The 18,072-nt window shown below is 47.5% G+C and carries 17 protein-coding genes and 3 pseudogenes; 8 read left to right on the top strand and 12 right to left on the bottom strand.

Translation table 11 applies throughout. From position 1 onward, the window contains the following. The first annotated feature begins 175 nt into the window (after positions 1-175). Together folD and TZ48_RS19305 are read left to right on the top strand one after the other, a co-directional pair. Positions 176-1,039, top strand: a complete 864-nt coding sequence (gene folD / locus TZ48_RS19310) for a bifunctional methylenetetrahydrofolate dehydrogenase/methenyltetrahydrofolate cyclohydrolase FolD (protein ID WP_042501001.1) — start codon at positions 176-178, stop codon at positions 1,037-1,039. 217 nt (positions 1,040-1,256) lie between these two features. Beyond that, positions 1,257-1,508: an HPr family phosphocarrier protein gene (locus tag TZ48_RS19305; protein ID WP_112461249.1), complete on the top strand. Its 252-nt coding sequence runs from the start codon at positions 1,257-1,259 to the stop codon at positions 1,506-1,508. Between the two features lie 100 nt (positions 1,509-1,608). On the opposite strand, the pseudogene TZ48_RS19300 reads toward TZ48_RS19305, so the two are convergent. Together TZ48_RS19300 and TZ48_RS19295 are read right to left on the bottom strand one after the other, a co-directional pair. After that, a pseudogene (locus TZ48_RS19300) lies at positions 1,609-2,464 on the bottom strand (lytic murein transglycosylase). Positions 2,465-2,608: 144 nt separating this feature from the next. Further along, positions 2,609-2,884 carry a YcgL domain-containing protein gene (locus TZ48_RS19295; protein WP_042500946.1) on the bottom strand — a complete coding sequence of 92 codons (276 nt, stop codon included), beginning with the start codon at positions 2,882-2,884 and terminating at the stop codon, positions 2,609-2,611. 215 nt (positions 2,885-3,099) lie between these two features. Between TZ48_RS19295 and minC the strand changes: the two genes are divergently transcribed. From minC to minE, 3 genes are read left to right on the top strand one after another with little or no spacing between them, the layout of a single operon-like run. Next, complete coding sequence (gene minC / locus TZ48_RS19290; RefSeq protein ID WP_112480321.1) at positions 3,100-3,762, top strand: septum site-determining protein MinC; 663 nt, start codon at positions 3,100-3,102, stop codon at positions 3,760-3,762. Positions 3,763-3,782: 20 nt separating this feature from the next. Beyond that, entirely contained in the window at positions 3,783-4,649 is an 867-nt protein-coding gene (gene minD / locus TZ48_RS19285) for a septum site-determining protein MinD (protein ID WP_112480320.1), read from the top strand. Further along, a complete protein-coding gene (gene minE, locus TZ48_RS19280) occupies positions 4,598-4,861 on the top strand; it encodes a cell division topological specificity factor MinE (protein WP_042476441.1) in 264 nt (87 codons plus the stop codon). The genes minD and minE overlap by 52 nt, the downstream gene beginning before the upstream one ends. A 66-nt stretch (positions 4,862-4,927) precedes the next feature. On the opposite strand, the gene rnd is transcribed toward minE, so the two are convergent. The 7 genes and pseudogenes from rnd to TZ48_RS19245 all read right to left on the bottom strand — a co-directional run bounded on the left by rnd (position 4,928) and on the right by TZ48_RS19245 (position 12,463). Further along, a complete protein-coding gene (gene rnd / locus TZ48_RS19275; RefSeq protein ID WP_112480319.1) occupies positions 4,928-6,049 on the bottom strand; it encodes a ribonuclease D in 1,122 nt (373 codons plus the stop codon). 72 nt (positions 6,050-6,121) lie between these two features. Beyond that, a pseudogene (gene fadD, locus TZ48_RS19270) lies at positions 6,122-7,819 on the bottom strand (long-chain-fatty-acid--CoA ligase FadD). A 161-nt stretch (positions 7,820-7,980) separates the two neighbouring features. Beyond that, a complete protein-coding gene (locus TZ48_RS19265) occupies positions 7,981-8,847 on the bottom strand; it encodes an alpha/beta fold hydrolase (RefSeq protein WP_112480318.1) in 867 nt (288 codons plus the stop codon). Between the two features lie 2 nt (positions 8,848-8,849). Then, positions 8,850-9,404: a Slp family lipoprotein gene (locus tag TZ48_RS19260; protein ID WP_112480317.1), complete on the bottom strand. Its 555-nt coding sequence runs from the start codon at positions 9,402-9,404 to the stop codon at positions 8,850-8,852. A 38-nt stretch (positions 9,405-9,442) separates the two neighbouring features. After that, positions 9,443-9,760 (bottom strand): chromosome partitioning protein ParA, encoded by a 318-nt coding sequence (locus TZ48_RS19255; RefSeq protein WP_112480316.1) that lies wholly within the window; start codon positions 9,758-9,760, stop codon positions 9,443-9,445. Between the two features lie 43 nt (positions 9,761-9,803). Continuing rightward, positions 9,804-10,505 (bottom strand): tRNA (adenosine(37)-N6)-threonylcarbamoyltransferase complex dimerization subunit type 1 TsaB, encoded by a 702-nt coding sequence (gene tsaB / locus TZ48_RS19250; RefSeq protein ID WP_112480315.1) that lies wholly within the window; start codon positions 10,503-10,505, stop codon positions 9,804-9,806. Then, positions 10,506-12,463 (bottom strand): annotated as a pseudogene (locus TZ48_RS19245) (ATP-dependent DNA helicase). A gap of 333 nt (positions 12,464-12,796) precedes the next feature. On the opposite strand from TZ48_RS19245, the gene purU reads away from it, so the two are divergent. Beyond that, complete coding sequence (gene purU / locus TZ48_RS19240; RefSeq protein ID WP_112480314.1) at positions 12,797-13,630, top strand: formyltetrahydrofolate deformylase; 834 nt, start codon at positions 12,797-12,799, stop codon at positions 13,628-13,630. A gap of 68 nt (positions 13,631-13,698) precedes the next feature. Here the strand turns inward: purU and TZ48_RS19235 are convergent, their stop codons facing one another. Together TZ48_RS19235 and TZ48_RS19230 are read right to left on the bottom strand one after the other, a co-directional pair. Then, on the bottom strand, positions 13,699-14,511 hold the full coding sequence (locus TZ48_RS19235) for a hypothetical protein (RefSeq protein ID WP_112480313.1): 813 nt from the start codon (positions 14,509-14,511) through the stop codon (positions 13,699-13,701). A gap of 142 nt (positions 14,512-14,653) precedes the next feature. Next, complete coding sequence (locus tag TZ48_RS19230) at positions 14,654-15,250, bottom strand: VOC family protein (RefSeq protein WP_112480331.1); 597 nt, start codon at positions 15,248-15,250, stop codon at positions 14,654-14,656. Positions 15,251-15,425: 175 nt separating this feature from the next. On the opposite strand from TZ48_RS19230, the gene argS reads away from it, so the two are divergent. Together argS and TZ48_RS19220 are read left to right on the top strand one after the other, a co-directional pair. Further along, the gene (gene argS / locus TZ48_RS19225) at positions 15,426-17,159 is read left to right on the top strand and encodes an arginine--tRNA ligase (RefSeq protein WP_112480330.1); all 1,734 of its coding nucleotides are present in this window, start codon (positions 15,426-15,428) and stop codon (positions 17,157-17,159) included. 84 nt (positions 17,160-17,243) lie between these two features. Beyond that, positions 17,244-17,672: an HIT domain-containing protein gene (locus tag TZ48_RS19220; protein WP_112480312.1), complete on the top strand. Its 429-nt coding sequence runs from the start codon at positions 17,244-17,246 to the stop codon at positions 17,670-17,672. 95 nt (positions 17,673-17,767) lie between these two features. On the opposite strand, the gene TZ48_RS19215 is transcribed toward TZ48_RS19220, so the two are convergent. Beyond that, positions 17,768-17,998 (bottom strand): FeoC-like transcriptional regulator, encoded by a 231-nt coding sequence (locus TZ48_RS19215; protein ID WP_112480311.1) that lies wholly within the window; start codon positions 17,996-17,998, stop codon positions 17,768-17,770. Positions 17,999-18,072: the final 74 nt, after the last annotated feature.

The following is an 18,072-nucleotide window of genomic DNA, read 5'->3' as shown; positions in this document are numbered from 1 at the left end:
AGGTAAATCAATGGCTTTATTGCTTTGAGCGGTTTAAACGCCCAAAAAAAAGTCAACACATCAGCAAAAGACGAAAAACACACCAATGCAAACGTTTGCGTTGTAGCTTTTGAAATAGATTTCTGGGACAATGCACACAAAAATAACAGTCAATTAACTTTCTCAAGGAAAAATTATGTCTGCTCAAAACATTGATGGGAAACTCATTTCTCAAACTGTACGCTCAGAAGTCGCCGCTCGTGTTAAAGCGAGAACGGACGCAGGACTTCGAGCGCCGGGGTTAGCCGTTGTTTTAGTGGGTGAAGACCCAGCCTCGCAGGTTTATGTGGGCAGCAAACGCCGCGCGTGTGAAGAAGTAGGCTTTGTATCTAAGTCTTACGACTTGCCAGCTAGCGCAACCGAAGAAGAGCTATTAAGCCTAGTTGATGAGCTGAACAATGACCCTGAGGTTGATGGTATCTTGGTGCAATTGCCGCTTCCTGCAGGTATCGATACGACTCACGTTCTTGAGCGCATCATCCCAGAAAAAGATGTTGATGGCTTCCATCCATACAACGTCGGTCGTCTAGCGCAGCGCATTCCTAAGTTACGCTCGTGCACGCCAAAAGGCATTATCACTCTCCTTGATCGTTACAACATTCAACTTCGTGGTAAGCACGCGGTGATTGTGGGTGCATCTAATATTGTTGGTCGCCCAATGACACTAGAGCTGCTACTAGCTGGTTGTACAACGACAACCTGTCACCGATTCACGAAAGACCTAGAGAGTCACGTGCGTCAAGCGGACGTGGTGGTGGTGGCTGTTGGTAAGCCAAACTTTGTTCCAGGCCACTGGATCAAAAAAGGGGCGGTAGTCGTCGATGTGGGTATCAACCGTCTAGAAAATGGCACCCTAGTGGGTGATGTCGAATACGACGTTGCCAAAGACAACGCAAGTTTCATTACTCCGGTTCCTGGCGGCGTTGGTCCTATGACAGTAGCCAGCCTGATTGAGAACACTATGATTGCCTGTGAGCAGTTCCACACAGCTAAAAAGTAATCCATCAAGTAAGGGAGTTCGCTCCCTTACTGTTACCCTCTAGCTTGTTGCACGACATTTCCCTCTAAAAATCAATCATATAACGTTAACTCCCTCTCATTTTTCCCTACACTTTGCCCTTGTATTGGCAAGTTTGCCTCTTTGTCACAGTATTCGTACCTGACGTTAGGTACAAACAGAGACAGAGATATTCGTCGACTAACGAGGGGACAACGCTATGTATAAGAAAAATGCCGTAATTACAGCGGAAAGTGGCCTACACACCAGACCTGCAGCACAGTTTGTTAAACAAGCAAAGCAGTACGCTGAAGATGTCGAAATAGTATCAAAAGGGAAAACCGCCACTGCCAAAAACTTATTTAAACTGCAAACACTGCAGTTGGTGAAAGGCACTGAAGTCACGGTTCAATCTGCTAATAAACAGGCAGTGGATGAGTTGGCAAGTTTCTTAGAAAAAGTGACTGGCTAAGATAAATAAAGGGCTCAACGTACGCGGCCTGAGTACGTTGAGCCCTTTTCTGTAGATTATTAGGTCAGCGCTATCACTTGAAGAACGCCTTCAACCACCACTACTTCATCGCAATTCGATCAGCTAAGTGACTCACCGCTAGAGCAAAATAATACGAGCGATTCCACTTCATGAGTACGTTGTAGTTGTTGTACACCAAGTAAACACGACCATTTTCATCATCGGGCATAATGAGCCACGCTTTGATATCGTCATCCAACTTTGGCAACGGACGACCATCGTATCTAGTGACACCTAACTCACTCCACTCTTGCAGTAGCTTGCCTTTTTCAGACTCACGACCTTGCAGCTCTGGAGAAAAACCTGTTGGCACTTTGACTTGACGACCCCAAGTGTACTTATCATCCAGCCAGATTGCGCGAGATAGTTCGCGGTCGAAGCAAATACGTCCGCTTCTGAGTCCCAAATGTCTTTCTTACCATCGCCGTTACCGTCGGCTGCAAAGTTTAAGAAAGAACTTGGCATAAACTGACTTTGACCCATTGCTCCAGCCCAAGACCCTTTCATGTCCTCTGGTGCAATATGACCTTGCTCTAGAATGGTCAGAGCGGCAAGGGCTTCACTGCGGAAGAAGGCTTCGCGTCGCCCTTCGTAAGCCATGGTCGACAGCGCATCAATGACGCGGTAATTCCCCGTGAAGCGGCCAAAGTTACTTTCCACCCCCACAGCGCCACAATAAATCGCGGCTGGACGCCATACTCATCGCCGATACGTTTTAGCTCAGCGTAGTGCTTATCGTGCAGCTCTTTTGCCTGTTTGACTTTCCAGTCTGGCACCGCTCTTGGAATGTACTCATCCAAAGTGAGCTTTTTCTCGGGCTGGTTGCGGTCAGCTTTGACCGCTCTGGGCTTGTATTCAACTCCAGCAAAGGCTTCTGTTAAGATTTGCTCTGAAATCCCTTTGGCACGTGCTTCTTGCTTGAGGCCTGCGACATACTCCTCGAAGGATTCCTTTTGTTGCGCTGCTGCGCTTGTGGCTAGGCTTGCTCCTAGTATCACTGACAATATCGTTTTCACCGTGCCCTCCCCTGAGCATTCGGATTACTTCTGTTGAGCTTTCTGCTCTTTATATTTATCTAGCAAGTTTTCTGGCGGTGGTGGCAATTGTAAGAAAAAGCCCTCCTCGTTGATCGAGGCTTTTACTTTCTCCACGTCCACCAAGGCCAACTTGCGACCAGCGAGGTTCACAACCATCACAAACTGAGGTCGGCCAAACATCTCCATGAGCGCGTCTGGTACTGGTGTAAAGTCGTCTTTCTTAGCAATATACAGGTATGCCCCGTCTTTTTTAGTGCTTTTATAGATTGAACAAAGCATGGTTGTATCTCTTGTGGTTGCCTATCTTCTCAAGTCGAAGAAATAATTGAGTTAGTTTATGGAAAATTGAGAGTTAATTATCCATTTGAGAGCAAGATAGCTTGCTGTATCTAGTGTTGAAATATAACATGAATATTCCCAAGTGACCTCTAGATACGGTTACATTGGCAAACCTAATCAAAAGCAATGTCAATGGCACAAGGATTTGATCATCAATGTCTCAATCCCCAGATCTGAAAGGCAGTAGCTTCACCTTATCGGTGTTGCATCTTTCTGACAACGATGTTTCCAAAGCAGTTCAATTTTTACAGCAAAAAGTCTCTCAAGCCCCGACATTTTTCGCTTCGGCTCCCGTCGTGATCAATGTTAGCCAAGTCGAAGGCGATATTAACTTTATCGACCTCAAACTGGGTGTCGAAGAGATAGGTATGATTCCAGTTGGCATTACTGGCTGCCAGGACAAACGCCTGCAAAACCTCGCTTCAGAGGCAGGGTTTGCAGTCATGACGGCCAGTAAAGCACCTTCTCAAGCCCCCGCCAAAATGGAACCAACCAAAATTGTTCGCAACCCAGTTCGTTCTGGGCAACAAATCTATGCCAAAAATAGTGACCTTGTCATATTAAGCCATGTGAGTGCGGGCGCCGAAGTTATTGCTGACGGCACTATTCATATCCATGGCACATTAAGAGGCAGAGCTATCGCAGGGGCAAGTGGCTCACGCGATGCAAAAATTCTCTGCAACGACTTACAAGCTGAACTAGTCTCCATAGCAGGGAACTACTGGCTCAGCGATCAGATTGAACGTGAATATTGGGGTAAAAAGGTGCTGTTCGGGATGACCGACGACCAACTCGATTTCGAGATCCTCACGATTTAGAATTTTAAGGAATACAATAAATGGCACGCATTATTGTGGTAACGTCGGGTAAAGGCGGCGTAGGTAAGACAACTTCGAGCGCGGCTATCGCATCGGGTCTTGCGCTCAAAGGCAAAAAAACGGCAGTAATCGACTTCGACATCGGCTTACGTAACCTCGACCTAATCATGGGTTGTGAGCGTCGTGTGGTGTATGACTTTGTTAACGTCATCAATGGTGAAGCAACGCTAAACCAAGCACTGATTAAAGATAAGCGCACAGACAACCTATTCATTCTGCCTGCCTCACAAACTCGTGACAAAGACGCTCTAACCAAAGAAGGCGTGCGCCGCGTGCTAGACGACCTAGATGAAATGGGTTTCGACTTCGTAATTTGTGACTCACCTGCGGGTATTGAACAAGGTGCTCTAATGGCGCTGTACTTCGCTGATGAAGCAATTGTCACTACTAACCCAGAAGTCTCTTCGGTTCGCGATTCAGACCGTATCCTTGGCATTCTTGACTCAAAATCGCGCCGTGCAGAAGAAGGCAAAGAGCCGGTTAAGCAGCATCTACTGCTCACTCGCTACAACCCGGCACGCGTAACACAAGGCGAAATGCTGTCGGTTGAAGATGTGGAAGAGATCCTACACATTTCACTGCTTGGCGTTATTCCTGAGAGCCAAGCGGTACTGAATGCCTCAAACAAAGGTGTGCCAGTCATTTTTGATGACGAGTCTGATGCGGGTATGGCGTATTCAGACACCGTTGACCGTCTACTAGGTGAGCAAGTCGACTTCCGCTTCTTAACAGAGCAGAAGAAAGGTATCTTCAAACGTCTATTCGGGGGTAAGCGATGTCTTTACTTGAGTTTTTCCGCCCGCAGAAGAAGACCTCAGCAAACCTAGCGAAAGAACGTTTGCAAATCATCGTTGCAGAGAGACGCAGTGAAGGCTCGCCTTCTCCGTCTTACTTACCGCAATTAAAGGAAGATATCCTTAAAGTGATCGCTAAGTACGTCGACGTTGACCCATCTATGGTGGATCTGTCGTTCGAACACAAAGACGATGACATTTCGGTTCTCGAGCTCAACGTGCAGCTTCCAGAAGACGAAAAGTAAATGCTGAAAAGGCTCGCAATGGCGAGCCTTTTTGTTGTCAGTAGCGCTGTAAGCTTGGGTGCGTGATTAAGCGTCCATCACTTGGTCGAGCTGACGACCAAACAGTTCTAATCGCCAACCTTGCATCACATCCGGCAGCTTGGCAGGATCGCGCTGATGCTTCCAAACCCAAGATAGATACTGATTTAGCTGCTTTTTAGACGCTAAAAACTCGGTCGCTAAACCGCTGTGCTGAGCAGCCTTTTTCACTTCGTCTTTCAATGTCTTAAAGACTTGTTTGTAGCCTGGAAAATCCATGAGACGTTCGATTTTCTCTGGGAAATCTTCTTCAGGTGTTTGCTGAGCACGTTTTACGATGGCAGCGATACGCTCACCGTGACGACGGATCGCTCTAGGGTCAATGCCCTCTTGCTCCATTTGCTTTGGCTTTTTCAAGCCATGACGGGCAACCGTCCACAGCTCTTGCTCTTTGATGATAAAGTTCAAGGCCAAATCACGCTTTAACGCTTCATTAAAACGCCAAGTCGCCAATGGTTTTAACACTGCAAGCTGTTTACGTTTAAGCTGCCAAGCTCCTTTGATATCTAGGTAGGCATTCTCAGGATTAGGCGTTCTGCCGCGCTTTTGCATCAACAGATCCGATTCTTGCTGCGCCGCTTCCCACCACTCTTTGGCTTCCACTTTTGCAAACAGCTTAAAGTAAAGCGGCCATAGGTAATAAACATCGGCTGCCGCGTAGTCGAGCTGCTTATCAGTTAGTGGACGTGCAACCCAGTCGGCGCGAGATTCACTCTTATCAAGCTCAACATCCAGATACTCTTGCACTAAGGCTGCGAAGCCTGTCGACAAGCCATGACCAAGAAATGCGGCCATGATTTGTGTATCTACCATAGGGTAAGGCATGCAATTGAAGCTGTTGGCAAACACTTCAAGGTCTTCACCACAAGCGTGCAACACCTTCAATACTGAAGTATCTTTGAGAAGCTCAATGAACGGGGTGAAGTCACTGATTGTAAGTGGGTCGATAAGAGACAGCTGTTCACCATCATAAAGCTGAATCAAACCCAGCTTAGGGTAGTAAGTACGAATGCGCACAAACTCGGTGTCCAACATCACGACATCGGATTCACGAGCCTTGCTGCATACCGACTCTAGCTCGGCAAACTCTGTTACTATTTGGTATTCCACTCAATCTCTCTTCATAAAAAATGCCAGCTTTGCGGGCTGGCATTTTAGCACTGATTGTAATCAAACGTTAACTTAAACTGTCTTCTCTGAGGTCTTGAGCAGTTTTGCGTCGTTTTCTTCACGCAATACGCGGCGCAAGATCTTACCGACGTTGGTCTTAGGTAGATCATCCCTAAATTCAACACGTTTCGGGATCTTATAACCTGTTAGATGCTGACGACAGTGTTCGATGATCTCTTCTTTGGTTAGTGAGTTGTCCTTCTTAACCACGAAGATCTTAACGATCTCGCCAGAGGCTTCGTTCGCCTCACCAATCGCAGCGACTTCTAGTACCTTGTCATTCAGCGCCACAACATCTTCGATTTCATTTGGATAGACGTTAAAGCCTGAAACCAAAATCATGTCTTTCTTGCGGTCAACGATGTGCAAGAAGCCGTCATTATCAAACTCAACGATATCGCCTGTCGACAACCACCCCTCTTGGTTGATCACTTCTTTCGTCGCTTCAGCACGCTGCCAGTAGCCTTGCATGACTTGAGGACCGCGAACCTGCAGTTCTCCTTTGCCATCACCTTCGACTGGGTTGCCGTCTTCATCGACAATGCGCACTTCCGTTGATGGTACAGGTAAGCCAATCGAACCGTTGTATTCTGTGAGATCGTGCGGGTACGCTGCCACCAATGGAGAACACTCGGTGAGACCATAACCTTCCAATAGGAAACAGCCCGTGGTCTTTTTCCACTGCTCTGCAACAGCGCGTTGCACTGCCATACCACCGCCCACAGCCAGCCTTAGGCCGCGGAAGTCGAGCTCATGGAAATCTTCATTGTTGATGAGTGCGTTAAATAGGGTGTTTACACCGGTAATCGCAGTGAATGGGTATTTTTGTAGCTCTTTTACAAAGCCTGGGATATCACGCGGGTTGGTGATCAGCAGGTTTTGTCCACCCATTTCAATAAACAGCAAGCAGTTCACCGTCAGTGCGAACACGTGGTACAGCGGCAATGCGGTCACCACCAGCTCACGACCTTCGTTCAATACAGGCGCGTACATACCTTCGCCTGCATCACGTTCGCAATCATGTTGCGGTGTGTGAGAATCGCCCCTTTTGCAACACCAGTAGTACCACCGGTGTATTGCAAGAAGGCAATATCGTCACCCGTCATAAACGGCTTCACGTATTGCAAACGGCGACCTTTACTCAACGCTTTCTTAAATGAAATCGCACCTGGTAGGTCATACTTAGGCACCATGCCTTTTACGTACTTAACGACGAAGTCGACAATCGTCCCCTTCGCAGTTGGCAGCATTTGGCCAAGGCTTGTCAGTACTACGTGCTTGATTGGCGTTTTATCAACGACTTGTTCAAGCGTATTGGCAAAGTTTGAAACGATAACGATGGCTTTAGCATCGGCATCATTCAATTGGTGCTCAAGCTCACGCGGCGTGTAGAGAGGGTTCACGTTCACGGCGATAAGCCAGCACGCAGCACACCAAATAGCGCGATTGGTATTGCAGCAAGTTTGGCATCATGATCGCAACGCGATCGCCTTTTTGCAGTTTTAGCTCATTTTGTAAGTACGCTGCAAACGCTCGGCTACGCTCTTCCAGCTTACGGAATGTCATAACCGAACCCATGTTCACAAACGCAGGTTGGTCTGCATATTTGTGAATCGACTGTTCGAACATTTCAACTAGAGAGGGGTACTGATCTGGATTGATTTGCTCAGGCACATCGCTTGGGTATCGAGAAAGCCAAGGTTTATCCACAATTCTACTCCTTGCGTGTAAGGTCACTCTTTCGTTTCATAGGCAGATTTTCAGTGTTGTTTTAAAATATTGTTAACACTTTATGGGACTATGAATGTTTTATTATTCCTGCTATTACAACACAGCAGACCAGTTAGCGCACGAAAGACTCAAACACTTGTTTAATTTTTGTTAACTCGTCCAAGTATTAGTTCAAATACCTGCTCTGGTGATTCCAAATGGCAATGGTGATCGCCCTCTACCATCTCAATCTGTGCGTTGCGAAGCGGCTGCAAACACTCTGGACGCTGCAAATACGCGTACCCACGCTGACCAAGTATGATCAGATGAGGCACCGAGATGGCTTCCATAATTGCCAAGGCTTGCGGCTCACTCATACGATAGACCGACTCGCATTTGAGCTTACTGTCATGTCGCCAGACCCACTTATCTCCCAATTGTCGGAGATCGCGCTCGACAATCGGTAGTACCGCTTCAGTTGGGAGTTTGGTCGCGCGTTTACGCATCGCAATCGCATCTTGCTTTGAAGGGATGGATTTGGCTGTTTTATTGCGCCAGCGCTCTCGGCTTTCAATGCCTTTTCTTAACCGTTCAGGGCTCAGCTGCGGTGATTCCGAAAGTGGGATATGCGCTTCGATTTGAACTAAACAGGACACTTTTTCTGGAAAGGCTGCACTATAGCAACTCGCAATCAATGCACCAAGTGAATGACCCACCAGGCAGACATCAACCGCGTGAAGTTTAACCAACATGCGGTGAAGATCGTCAACGTAGTCATGGAAATTATAAAAGTGATGCTCGCTCTTGTGGCTCGAGTGACCATGACCGGGCAAATCAATCGCGATGACTCGCCAGTCGGGAGCATACTGTTCAATAAATGGAAACAGTGCGTGGAAGCTGGCGGCATTATCCATCCAGCCATGAATAAAAACGACCGTCTTTGCGGCCGTTGTTTTTGCTGGACGCTCAAGATAGGCAACCGTTCTGTCATCTATCTTGACCGACTGTTCTTTGAAGCTAGAGTCCAATCCTACTTCACCTCTTTGATGACTCTGCCGGTGCTCGGTCCGCCATGATAGTAGAAGCCGTCACAGTAGTAGCCCCAACAAGAGCTATAGCCGCCAAAGTCTCGATTGATGATCAAGCGCTCTTCAACGCGCCACAAGTAATTGCCATACGCCTTAATAACCGGGAAATCACCTTCATATTCGCCAATTTTTCCGCGCTCCAGCCCTTCTTTATGGCCACCGACTGTGACTAGACGCCCTTGAGCATAAGTAATCGGGTCGACAAAACCGTCGACATAAGCGATAAAGCGGCCATTAGGCTCTTCACTGATGTCAGGTTTTCCGTACTTATCAATGGGAAGGTTGACCACCTCGATACGCGTTCTATCGGCAAGATTTTTTACCGTATCAATAACACCGCCCAAGCGAACCTCAGTGTTATCACTGGTATCCAATACACCTTGATAGGTCGCCACTACATTGTCATTAGTAGTCGCCAAGGTATCGGGAAGGCTGCCACATGCACTCAAAATGGCACTTAATGCCAAGATACTGCTGAGTTTCAGAAGTGTTTTCATAAATAGGATACTCTAGTTAAAGCAAATAACTCTTATTATCATATATAGATATCGACACCAAGCAACTGCTGGAGTTCCTCGCGCTTAGCTCGATTCATGACATTCATATACTCTTCCAATGCCTTTTTCGAACGGCCTTCGGGAAGATCGTACTGAACCTGAGCCTTAGCCATGTCAGCGTCGGATAAGTGTTTGACCGAGTGCGCCACAGCTTGAGCGACTTTGGTAACCTGAGTAGATTGGCTTGTGGGTTGCGAAGATTGAGACGTGGAGGCTTTCGACACTGCCTTTTTTGCATTGGCTTTTTGTGTCTTACGTTGGTTGGGTATGAAAGGTAAGCCGTTTATCGAAACCATAGTCTAGTCGGGCTAGCGATTTACCAGCTAGCCCTCTCCTTGATTACTCTCTGCCCGGCAGCTTTTTCCAAGCGACAGTATCACGCAGATACACAGGGCTGGCTTCTTCAGCAGGAACAGTATTGCCTTGTGCCAGCTCAAACTGAGCAAGATAAGCGATATCTTGCGCTTCTGGGAACTGAACCTGTGAGGCTTGAGTGTCGATAGCAAGCGTAGATAGCGTGTCCGCGTATGCTTCCCAGCCTGTGCCAGCTGTTGCCCACGTGTGCTCATCTTTCACTAGGTTCTGAGCTAACACGCTCGGCGGGACAACTTGCTCTTGATCCACATCCTGCCAGTCACCAGACTCAAGACGCTCAAAGCGTCCCCAATACACCTCATTCATACGAGCATCAATTGCACTTGCAACCGTTGTTGCGCCGTCAACACGATACGCGCCTTGCGCCATCGCTTTGAGCGTCGAAATCCCAATCATCGGCAAATCCGCACCAAAGCCCAAACCTTGCGCGATACCAATACAGATACGCACGCCAGTGAAACTACCTGGACCACGCGCAAAAGCCAACGCATCCAGTTCAGCCAGTGTCAAACCTGCTTCTTTAAGCAGCTCATCTACCATTGGTAGCACTTTTTTAGTGTGGTCGCGCGGAGCCAGCTCACTGCGTGAGTATGTGGTGTCACCCACCAGCAAAGCCACTGAGCAATTTTCGGTTGCGGTATCGATCGCGAGTATTTTGTAAGTCATTTATTTCTCAATTTGTTCTTCTGTCGCTTCAGGCGCCATGTCCTGAGCTAAAAACTGTTTTATTACACCAAGATCACGAGTGCGTGGGATCGGCGGTAAACTGGATAAGAAGGTCGCACCATACTCGCGCGTCACCAAACGGTTATCGCATATGATGAGCGCCCCTCGGTCTTTCTGATCACGAATCAAGCGCCCCACGCCCTGTTTCAGGGTAATCACCGCATCAGGTATTTGAACCTGCTGGAACGGATCACCGCCCTGCAGTTTACAATCTTCGATCCGAGCTTTAAGCAAGGGATCATCGGGTGCGGTAAACGGTAATTTATCGATGATAACACAGCTCAAGGTGTCACCTCTAACATCTATTCCTTCCCAAAACGCCCCTGTTGCCACCAGCAGCGCGTTACCAAGCTCCATAAACTCTGCCAACGTTTTTTGCTTGCTGGTCTCGCCCTGAAGTAGGACGGGCAGTGACAAGGTTTCGCGAAACTTCTCCCCTAACTCGCGCATCATGCTGTGCGAAGTACACAAAAAGAAACATCGCCCTTGGTTTTGCTCAATCACGGGGGCTAGCATGCTCACCAACTTATTAGCCAGTCCCGGACTGTTTGGCTCAGGTAGGTAACGCGGCACACACAGCCTTGCTTGCTCGGGGTAATCAAACGGACTTGGCAGAGAAAACTGCTGCTTAGGCACTAAGCCCAGACGTGACGTGAAATGTCCAAAGTCATCGGAAACCGCGAGGGTTGCCGAGGTGAATATCCAGGCACCGCCTTTCATTTCAACTTGCTCATGGAACTTATCAGCGACAGTGAGCGGCGTGATATGTAGGCTGAAATGGCGCGGGGAGGTGTCGTACCAATAGGAGTAACCAGTGATGGTCACATCGCAGACACGCTCTAGGCGCCCCTTGACTAAATTGGCACGTTCGAACGCGGTATCCAGCAGTTGGCTGCGGCCTAATGCCAGCTTTAGTACCTCTATCACAAACTCTAGTGCGTCCATCAAGCGCTCCATTTCTCGCTTGATGTTCGGCGATGCAATGGCGTCTCGCCAGTTGCCTCGAAATCCGGTGTCACCTAGGATGATTCGCATCTCCATCGCTGCTTGTGATAGGCGCTCTCCCGCTTTTTGTAGCTGACGCATGTCACGGGCTTCGGTGCGATAGCCTATCTCGATGTCTTTGCACAAATCCTGAATTTGGCGACTCGATATGGACTGACCGAAGTATTGACTGGCAATGTCTGGGATCTGGTGTGCTTCGTCGAAGATGAATACGTCCGCTTCAGGAATAAGCTCGCCAAATCCGGTCTCTTTAATGCTAAATCGGCCATAAACAAATGGTGGTTCACCACCACAACGTCGGAATCGAGCGCGCGTCGCCTTGCTTTGAGTACAAAGCAATCTTCGTAGCTTGGGCACTCTTTGCCTAGGCAATTGTCATTGGTTGATGTAATGGTTGGAATGATCGGGCTGTCTTCCGCAATGGCGTCACACTCACCTAGGTCTCCAGACTTGGTTTCCGATGACCACGAACGCACTTTCACCAACTGTGACAGCAAATCGGTCTGAGTTTCGGTGGTGTGACTCTCCACCATTTGGCGACTCAGTCTATCGAGGCACAAATAGTTGGAGCGCCCTTTTAACAGTGATACTTGTCCATGAAAGCCCAGCGCTTCGACCATCAAGGGTAAGTCACGGTGGAACAACTGCTCTTGAAGATTCTTTGAGCCGGTACTGATGATGGTTTTCTTGCCGCTAAGCAGAGCCGGAACCAAATAAGCAAATGTTTTACCCGTACCCGTTCCTGCTTCAACCACCAACTGGGTTTGATGTTCAATCGCCTGATCGACGGCGTTCGCCATATCAAGCTGAGGCTGACGAGGCTGAAAACCCGGAATAACTGAGCCCAGCGCTCCATCGGAGGCAAAAGCTTTGTTGATTGTACGTGAACCCATTTGGCACCGCTGATTGCAAACAATTGGCCTAGTATACCCAAACCCTTTGCAGTTCAAAAACTGAAATGCGCTGGTTCAAAATCGGCTTTGAAAAGCAAAATGCCCTATTGCGCCTGACGACAAAGCGGTTTAGGTCACATCTTTTGTTGAAACCTTACACAGAATAGATTAATAATGTCGGTTATATTGCGTACAACCTTCATAGATCGCACCCAAACTAAATCCTCATATGAGCCCTAAACAACTCAATGTTTGTGTTCGCGCCAAGCATTTGAATCGCTAATAAGCCGCTCGTATAAGGTAAGAACAATATTTTCACGGAAGCAGTAAATCATGGAAAAGAAAACCCTTCTCACGCATTGCAGTGATGCGCCTGGACTGATCTCAAAAATCACCAACATCTGTTACAAGCACCAGCTCAACATCATCCATAACAATGAGTTTGTGGATAATACTAGTGGCCATTTCTTTATGCGCACTGAGCTAGAAGGTTACTTCAACGATGAGACCTTCCTTGCTGACCTAGACCACGCGCTTCCAGAAGGCACCAAGCGCAAACTTGTTGACTCATCGCGTAAACGCATTGTGATTCTGGTAACTAAAGAAGCCCATTGTCTTGGTGATATCTTAATGAAGAACTTTGATGGCAGCCTAGATGTGGACATTGCCGCAGTCATTGGTAACTACGACATCCTGCAAGGTCTAACCGAGAAGTTTGATATCCCATATCACTGCGTCTCTCACGAAGGACTTAGCCGCGAAGAGCATGAAGCGAAAATGCTCGAAGCCATCGACCAATACGATGCTGACTACCTAGTACTTGCCAAATACATGCGCGTACTTACGCCGACCTTCGTTGAAAAGTATCACCATAAGATCATCAACATCCATCACAGCTTCTTGCCAGCCTTTATTGGTGCGAAACCTTATCAGCAAGCTTATGACCGCGGCGTAAAAATCATTGGTGCAACGGCGCACTTTGTGACTAATGACCTAGACGAAGGGCCGATCATCAAACAGGACGTGATTCCAGTAGATCACAACTTTAGCGCAGCCGATATGGCGCAAGCAGGTCGTGACGTTGAGAAAAACGTATTGTCGAAAGCGCTGAACAAAGTGATTAACGATCACGTATTCGTCTACGGCAACAAGACGGTTATCTTATAGCGAGTGACCTTGTCATTGATTCTAAAAAGTCGCTCTCAATAATATGAGAGCAGCTTTTTTATCTGCTGCTAGTAAGAATCGCCTTTGGAATAGTCAACCTGATAGCCTAAGTCGTCCAGCATCCCTAAAGTCACTGGCCCAATTAAGGTGCCGTTGGCCATGAGTTCTTGACTCATGTTCGGCACAGGCTGGCCATTCTTATCGTAGCGTTTTTCATCCTCACTGCCTTTGGAGTCATAGAGGTGCCCTCCATCATCACTGATCGGAAGTTCACGGAAACTGGCTTTGTACTGCTCATTGAAACGTTTGACGGCTTGACTATCACGCACCATAAACAGGTTCCCAAGCTGGCTATCACGGCGCGTGTAGTCCATAGAATAGGCACCAATGCCAAATACATGACCCATTTCGTGCAGAATATTGGCGTTGAACTCAACAGGATCAAACCCGGGCTGATACGTATGGCTACCAATAAACACCGATCCTTCGGTGGGAATTAACCGCCAATTGACGTCAATCTCAGCCTCGGGGCCTGCCATACCATTGGCGTTGTCCATCGGAACCACATGAAAATTAATGTCTATGGTGTGATGCTCAAGATTATCCACGGCAGAGATCACCTCTAGCCAGCGATTGGCTGCGGTTAAATACGCGGCAATTTGTTCATCCGTCCATTTGCTCTTTTTGCCATTATGAAGCGTTAGCTGATTGCAGAAGTGAAGGTTGAGATCTAAGTGAGCATTAGACACCGTTTGAGTGGCGCTGCGCTCGCAAGGGGCGTTATCAAAATCAAACGCCTCGGCATAACTGTTACTCGATAGAAAAGACAACAACAGGGCTGAGCCGATTAAAATTGAACGAATAAAATTCCTTTTTAGCACGCGTCGCTTCCTTAACACTGAATAGTCTATTTAGTGTAGCTTGCCAACGCGTGCTCATCGGTATCAGAACGTCACTACCGTGTGTAAATTTCAACCAACCATGTCGTGGTTAGTCACAATATTGTCAGGTTAAGCGAGACCATTAATCTTGCTCTGAAGCCACGATATTTTTCAAACTGTGTGGATGTAGCTTGATGCAGATGTTATTGAATTTAAACGCAACCGTTGGATTGGCCAATCGCTCCCCTTCACCTTTCGGGCTCGATAATTTCACTTTTACACCTTGCGCTTTTGCTTTCTCCAGCTGATTCTCTAGCTCTGGGAACTTAGTATATAAATCCAGCAATAATGCGTCCGCAGTCAGAGCCTTTGATGGCACCACAAACTCAACATGCTCCCAATCCTCAACCGGGTGAGTTTTACCAATGGCAGGGTACGGCAACTCCAAACACTCGATCGACCAGCCATGACTTTTAATAGGGTTGTCGAATTCCAATACAATAATTGGACGGCCATTAATTTGCGCCTCAGAGATCACTTTGCCGTAGTCTAGCCATGCATGATGCGCAGCTTTTGCTAACTCACCATCGTTGATACGCAGAGCAATGTGGTCAGCTTGATAAGCAGATAAATCGATAGCTAATAGGCTGCATAAAGCCTGAATATTATCCAGAAAATCATCGATTTTATTCAACATTGCAGAAGGCACTAGACCTTTTTCTAAAAGGGTTTGTTGCATTTTTTCGAGCTCACTTTGGTCATCAAACGCCAAATAGTAGCAGGATTGAGCTAGAATCAGAAAAAATACAAACTTTCCCCCTAGGTGAGCGGCGCTAAAGTTGCTATTATGTGCGCCAATTTACTAGATAAAAGTCAATTCCAAGAATTGAAGCCAAGTTTTGAAGGAAATGCGTGTGAATATCCAAGCACTGATCAACGACAAAGTATCTCAGGCTCTTGAAGCCGCTGGCGCACCTGCAGGCAGTCCTGCGGCTGTTCGCCAATCTGCAAAACCACAGTTTGGTGACTACCAAGCAAACGGTGTAATGGGCGTTGCTAAGAAGTTGGGTACTAATCCACGAGAATTCGCGCAAAAAGTTCTGGACGTTTTGGACCTAGATGGAATTGCTAGCAAAACTGAAATTGCAGGTCCTGGTTTTATCAACATCTTCCTAAGCGAAGAGTTTCTAGCTCAGCAAGCTGATGAAGCACTTGCAGACGCTCGCCTAGGTGTCGCGACACAAGAGCAACAAACCATCGTTGCTGACTACTCGGCGCCAAACGTTGCTAAAGAAATGCACGTTGGTCACCTGCGTTCAACCATCATCGGTGATGCCGTTGTTCGTACTCTTGAGTTCCTTGGCCACAAGGTTGTTCGTGCAAACCACATCGGTGACTGGGGTACTCAATTCGGTATGCTTATCGCAAACCTAGAGCGCGTTCAAAAAGAGTCTGGTGAAGTGTCAATGGAGCTTTCTGACCTAGAAGCCTTCTACCGTGAATCTAAAAAGCTGTACGATGAAGACGAAGAGTTCGCAGTACGCGCTCGTAACTACGTCGTTAAGCTGCAAAGTGGTGATGAGTTCTGCGCTGAGATGTGGAAGAAACTGGTTGATATCACTATGATTCAAAACCAGCGCAACTACGACCGTCTAAACGTATCACTCACTCGTGAAGACGTCATGGGCGAGAGTATGTACAACGACATGCTTCCAGCTATCGTAAAAGATCTTCAAGAAAAAGGTTTAGCGGTTGAAGATGACGGCGCGCAAGTTGTATTCCTTGATGAATACAAAAACAAAGATGGTGAGCCAATGGGCGTTATCATCCAAAAACGCGATGGCGGCTTCCTATACACCACCACTGATATCGCATGTGCTAAGTACCGTTACGAGCAGCTAGGCGCAGACCGCGTACTTTACTTCATCGATTCACGTCAGCACCAGCACCTTCAGCAAGCATGGACTATCGTTCGCAAAGCAGGCTACGTGCCAGAATCAACCACGCTTGAGCACCATGCGTTTGGTATGATGCTAGGTAAAGATGGTCGTCCATTTAAGACTCGTGCTGGTGGCACTGTTCGTCTTGCGGATCTTCTAGATGAAGCAGTAGAGCGTGCAAACGCGCTTATCGAATCTAAGAACCCGGAGCTAGCGAGCGACGAAAAAGCAAACATCGCGAACACAGTTGCGATGGCAGCGGTTAAATACGCAGACCTTTCTAAGCACCGTACCACAGACTACGTGTTCGACTGGGACAACATGCTTGCGTTCGAAGGTAACACAGCACCATACATGCAGTACGCATACACGCGTGTTGCGTCTGTATTTGCGAAAGCGGGTGTATCTATGGATGAGCTTACTGGCGACATCAAGATCACTGACGAAAAAGAGAAAGCACTGGTCGCTAAGCTTCTACAATTTGAAGAAGCGGTTGAGTCAGTGGCTCGTGAAGGTCAGCCTCACATCATGTGTAGCTACCTATTCGAACTAGCAGGTCAATTCTCTAGCTTCTACGAAGCGTGCCCAATCCTAGTTGCAGAAGACGAAACGGTTAAACAAAGCCGTCTACGTCTTGCGGCCCTAACTGCGAAGACTATCAAACAAGGTCTTGAGCTACTGGGTATCGAGACACTAGAAAGAATGTAATTTTTTGAATTACCATTCATAATAGAAGGCGAGATGCGAAAGCAGCTCGCCTTTTTTGTATCCCTTCTGATGTGAGCAACTGCAATGAGCTTTGAACTGCACCCACAACTAAAAAAAGACACTACCCTACTTGGTGAATTTCCATTGAGTCTGGCGCTACTGCACCGCGACAACTCCGTGCCTTGGGTTATCCTAGTCCCGAAAAAAGCCGAACTAACCGAACTGCACCATCTACCGATGCAAGAACAGCAACAATTCCTGATTGAGTCGGAAGCAGTTAACCGAGCATTGGAGACACTGTTTACGCCAGACAAACTCAATTTCGGCGCGCTGGGAAATATGGTACCGCAACTGCATGTTCACCATATTGTAAGGTACAAAGATGACTTGGCGTGGCCTGGACCACTATGGGGCAATGCAAAAGGTGAGTATCGCAGCGATGACGAGCAGCAAGATTTGGCTGAGCGCATCCAAGCACAACTTTTGAATAGTGAGCTGTTCAAAAAGGCGTAATAGTTCAGAATTACTTAAGTATCGCCCAATAAAAAGCTCCGACGGTGTCGGAGCTTTTTGCGATTGCATTGTGTTTAAGGCTACTTTTTTGGCAATTACATAGTTACGCTCAGCGAGAGACCATCCTGTTGGTTCACATGATACCTCACGCGTACCACCTCCCCTTTCTTATCGCAGTCTTCCGTCCTTGAAAGCTTTCCTTTTCGAATCCAGACCGCCAGCATCGCATCCACACCATCCTCACTAAGAGCAAACTGCTTTGCTAAGTCCTGACGACTTACGCCTGGGTTTTCTTCAATATGCGCTTTCAATTGGGACAGGATCATACCACTTGGATCTCCAACTCTGTCTGCTTCTTACCTTGGTTTTTAAGCAGTTTCCAGACGATGGCACAAATGGC

The sequence above is a fragment of the Vibrio variabilis genome (assembly GCF_003263785.1).
Classification (GTDB): domain Bacteria; phylum Pseudomonadota; class Gammaproteobacteria; order Enterobacterales; family Vibrionaceae; genus Vibrio; species Vibrio variabilis.
This window is presented reverse-complemented; position numbering and strand designations above follow the sequence as displayed.

Bases quoted from the DNA above. Each gene is read 5' to 3' on its own strand.
- folD (WP_042501001.1), top strand. From the start codon at position 176: ATGTCTGCTCAAAACATTGATGGGAAACTCATTTCTCAAACTGTACGC.
- TZ48_RS19305 (WP_112461249.1), top strand. From the start codon at position 1,257: ATGTATAAGAAAAATGCCGTAATTACAGCGGAAAGTGGCCTACACACC.
- TZ48_RS19295 (WP_042500946.1), bottom strand. From the start codon at position 2,884: ATGCTTTGTTCAATCTATAAAAGCACTAAAAAAGACGGGGCATACCTG.
- minC (WP_112480321.1), top strand. From the start codon at position 3,100: ATGTCTCAATCCCCAGATCTGAAAGGCAGTAGCTTCACCTTATCGGTG.
- minD (WP_112480320.1), top strand. From the start codon at position 3,783: ATGGCACGCATTATTGTGGTAACGTCGGGTAAAGGCGGCGTAGGTAAG.
- minE (WP_042476441.1), top strand. From the start codon at position 4,598: ATGTCTTTACTTGAGTTTTTCCGCCCGCAGAAGAAGACCTCAGCAAAC.
- TZ48_RS19260 (WP_112480317.1), bottom strand. From the start codon at position 9,404: ATGAAAACACTTCTGAAACTCAGCAGTATCTTGGCATTAAGTGCCATT.
- TZ48_RS19255 (WP_112480316.1), bottom strand. From the start codon at position 9,760: ATGGTTTCGATAAACGGCTTACCTTTCATACCCAACCAACGTAAGACA.
- tsaB (WP_112480315.1), bottom strand. From the start codon at position 10,505: ATGACTTACAAAATACTCGCGATCGATACCGCAACCGAAAATTGCTCA.
- purU (WP_112480314.1), top strand. From the start codon at position 12,797: ATGGAAAAGAAAACCCTTCTCACGCATTGCAGTGATGCGCCTGGACTG.
- TZ48_RS19230 (WP_112480331.1), bottom strand. From the start codon at position 15,250: ATGCAACAAACCCTTTTAGAAAAAGGTCTAGTGCCTTCTGCAATGTTG.
- TZ48_RS19220 (WP_112480312.1), top strand. From the start codon at position 17,244: ATGAGCTTTGAACTGCACCCACAACTAAAAAAAGACACTACCCTACTT.
- TZ48_RS19215 (WP_112480311.1), bottom strand. From the start codon at position 17,998: ATGATCCTGTCCCAATTGAAAGCGCATATTGAAGAAAACCCAGGCGTA.